General features: G+C 64.2%; 2 protein-coding genes and 1 pseudogene. All 3 read left to right on the forward strand.

Annotated features, from left to right (window positions below):
• Positions 1–501: pseudogene (locus ACHFFR_RS00425) on the forward strand (hypothetical protein); the annotation flags it as partial.
• 147 nt (positions 502–648) lie between these two features.
• Positions 649–2,829 (forward strand): prolyl oligopeptidase family protein, encoded by a 2,181-nt coding sequence (locus ACHFFR_RS00430; protein WP_394262298.1) that lies wholly within the window; start codon positions 649–651, stop codon positions 2,827–2,829.
• A gap of 59 nt (positions 2,830–2,888) precedes the next feature.
• Positions 2,889–3,406: molecular chaperone (locus ACHFFR_RS00435; protein WP_394262299.1), on the forward strand; the 518-nt coding region annotated here is incomplete at its 3' end.

The following is a 3,406-nucleotide window of genomic DNA, read 5'->3' on the forward strand; positions in this document are numbered from 1 at the left end:
GGCGGCGTCGTCGTCGAAGATCGTCCGAAGCGAAGCGAACGTAAACTCAACTCCGCAGATCCCAACGCTGGCCTCACCTGGAAGGACAAGCTCGGATTTACGCAGAACGTGCGCTCTATCCACGCCGAACCAACCGCGCAGGAATGGGAGTACACCACGAAGATCATTCGCGCCGCAGCAGTTGTTTCAGCAATTGCGGCCGTGGCAATTCTGATCTCCTACGTCATCCACGTCCAGAATCTTGCGATGCACCCATCGCCTGCAGCTACTGCAGCGGCGGCCGTGTTCTCAGGAGGATTCTTCTGGGCCCGACTCATCTTGCTCGGTATTGGCGCCGTTGCAGTCGCATTCGTGTCCTTCCGCCTAGCAAACGTGGACGGGTTCAACAAGCCGACGCCGCTCGCGATCACGGTCGTGCTCGGATTCGTCCTGTTGATCGTCGCCGAATTCATGGGCAGGTCACTCCACTACGATTCGATGTTCCTTGTGGGTATGGGCTGATCACCCAAAGACAACCCAGACGGGCCCTTTCGTGTCACAACGCACGGAAGGGCCCGTTGCTCTGCGCTCGCGGTTTTCCGCCACAGCAGGTTTCACCGCTGGCGTTCACGCGCGCAACAGATGGAACCTTCCCTCTAGACTTGCCACATGACAAAGACGCCACAGGATCCATTTATCCATCTCGAAGACATCAACGATAAGAACCATCAGTGGGTGACCAAGCAGTCGGAACGCACCCTCGATGAGTTTGGCGGTGAGAGTTTCGAGGACCGGCGCGAGGCGCTCACCGAGATTCTCTCGGCGAAGGACAAGCTCGACATGGGCACCAAGCGCGGCGGGTGGATCTACAACTTCCACACCGACGGCGATCACCCGCGCGGGCTGTGGCGGCGCGCGAAGGTCGAGGATTACCTGAGCAAGGAGCAGAGCAAGATCCCCTGGGACGTGCTCCTCGACGTCGGCAAGCTCGGTAAGAAGGAAGACGAATCGTGGGTCTTCCAAGGCGCGCGCCTGCTCTACCCCACCTACGACCGCGCGCTCATCACGCTCTCGCCCGGCGGCTCGGATTCGAACGTCGTGCGCGAGTTCGACGTGGAGAAGAAGAAGTTCGTCAAGGGCGGCTTCGTCAAGCCCGAGTCGAAGGGTTCGATGGGCTGGGTGGACCGCGACACGGTGATCATCAGCGCCGACTTCGGCGAAGGCACGATGACGGACTCCGGCTACCCGCGCACCGCCCGCCTGTGGAAGCGCGGCACGAAACTCGACAGTGCGCCCGTGATCATCGAAGGCGAGACCAGCGACGTAGTTGCTGGCGCCAGCTACGATCAGACCCCTGGCCACGAGCGCCTCATCGCCTACCGCGCCATCGATTTCCGCACGATGGTCATGTATGACGTGGATATCGACGCCGTCCTCGCGGCTGATCCTGCGGGCCAGGATTCTGCGGGCCAGGATTCTGCGAGCACAGGTGATTTTGCGAGCACAGGTGATTCTGCGAGCCAGGACGCTGCTGCGGCCGACGCCCGGCGCGAGCTCCTCCTCCCGCGCACGGCCGAGGTGGGCGCGGTGCGCGATTGGGCGCTGCTGACCCTGCGCCACGACTGGACTCTTGACGGCGAGACGTTCACCGCCGGCTCGGTGCTCGTGCTCCCCTACAGCTCGGCGCTCGATGGCCCGCACGCCGCCGACGTGCAGGTGCTGTACACGCCCACCGAGTCGACGTCGTTCCTCGACGTGACCGGCACGGCCACCGGCCTCGTGCTGACCATCCTCGACAACGTCAAGACGCGGATTCTTTTCGCCGCCGATCCACATGTGGATCCGACCGGCGAGGTCAATGAGTGGAGTCTCGTGGAGGTCACTCCGGAGGTGGCCGAGTTCGGCACGGTGACGATTGCGGCGGTCGATCCACTCGAATCCGCGGACGTATGGATGGTGATCTCGGACTTCCTCACCCCGTCCTCGCTCTACTACGGCCCGGTTTCCAGCCAGGAGCTGCGCGTGCGCAAGCTGCGCTCGGCGCCAGCCCGTTTCGACGCCGAGGGGCTGGAGATTCGCCAGCTGTGGGCGGAGTCGAAGGATGGCACGAACGTGCCCTACTTCGTCGTCGGCCCGACCCTCGCACTCGATGGAAAGCAACCGGCTCGCACCCTGCTCGACGGCTACGGCGGATTCGAGGTCTCGCGCCTGTCCTCCTACATCGCCACCTACGGAAAGGTGTGGCTGGAGGAGGGCGGCGTGTACGTCGTCGCCAATATTCGCGGCGGCGGTGAATTCGGTCCGCGCTGGCACCAGGCCGCGCTGAAAGCCAATCGAAACAAGGCGTACGAAGATTTCGCGGCGGTGGCGCAGGACCTCGTCGAGCGCAACATCACGCGCGTAAACGGGCTGGCGGCGATCGGCGGATCGAACGGAGGCCTGCTCATGGGCAACATGTACACCACGTACCCCGAGCTGTTCGGGGCGATCGTGTGCCGCGTGCCGCTGCTGGATATGAAGCGCTACTCGCACCTGCTGGCCGGAGCCTCGTGGATGGAGGAGTACGGCAATCCGGATACGGACGATTGGGAATTCATGGAGCAGTACTCGGCCTACCACAACGTGGGCGATGGCCCGCACCCGCCGATCCTGCTGACCACGTCCACACGCGATGACCGCGTCCACCCCGGGCACGCCCGGAAGTTCCACGCGCTGCTTGAAGACAAGGGCTTCGAGACGTACCTGTACGAGAACACCGAGGGCGGCCACGCGGGCGCCGCGGACATCGACCAGCAGGCGCTCATGACGGCTCTCGTGTTCTCGTTCTTGGACGAGAGGCTGGCGCGATAGTCCCAGCCGCCACCTGCGCCAACGCGTAGACTGACGACACCCTCACCGAAAGGACCTCCATGGACACTCGTAACCTTGACGCACTCGCCGCTGCGTTCCTCACCCTCGGGCGACTCCATCTCGACGCACCCAGCCAGGAGACGATCACGCAACTGGCCGAGATGTACCGCGACTGGCCCCTGCCGCTCGACGGCGAGACTGCCGCAGGCATCGAGCACTGGGAGGCATCGTTCGAGGCGGGCGAGACTGCGCAGAACCTGCGCGACGACCTCAACGCTCTGTACGGCCGGACGGCCCGTGCGAAGGTGCCGCCGTTCGAGTCGGTCCACCGTGGGCGCGATGGCCTGGTCTTCGACGAGGACACCCTGCGCGTTCGCGAGGAGTACAAGCAGCTCGGCCTGCAGGCGCCCAACCTCCACAAGGAGCCCGACGACCACATCGGCCTCGAATTCGACTTCGTCTCCCAGGGGCTCGTGCGCGCGCTGACCGCCCTCGAGCACGACGCCCACTCCGACGCCGAGCGCTACATCGCGATCGTCTGGCGCTTCTACACCGACCACCTCGCGCAGTGGGCGCC

Origin of the sequence: Trueperella sp. (assembly GCF_043424875.1) — a bacterium.
In the GTDB taxonomy this organism is placed as follows: Bacteria; Actinomycetota; Actinomycetes; order Actinomycetales; family Actinomycetaceae; genus Trueperella.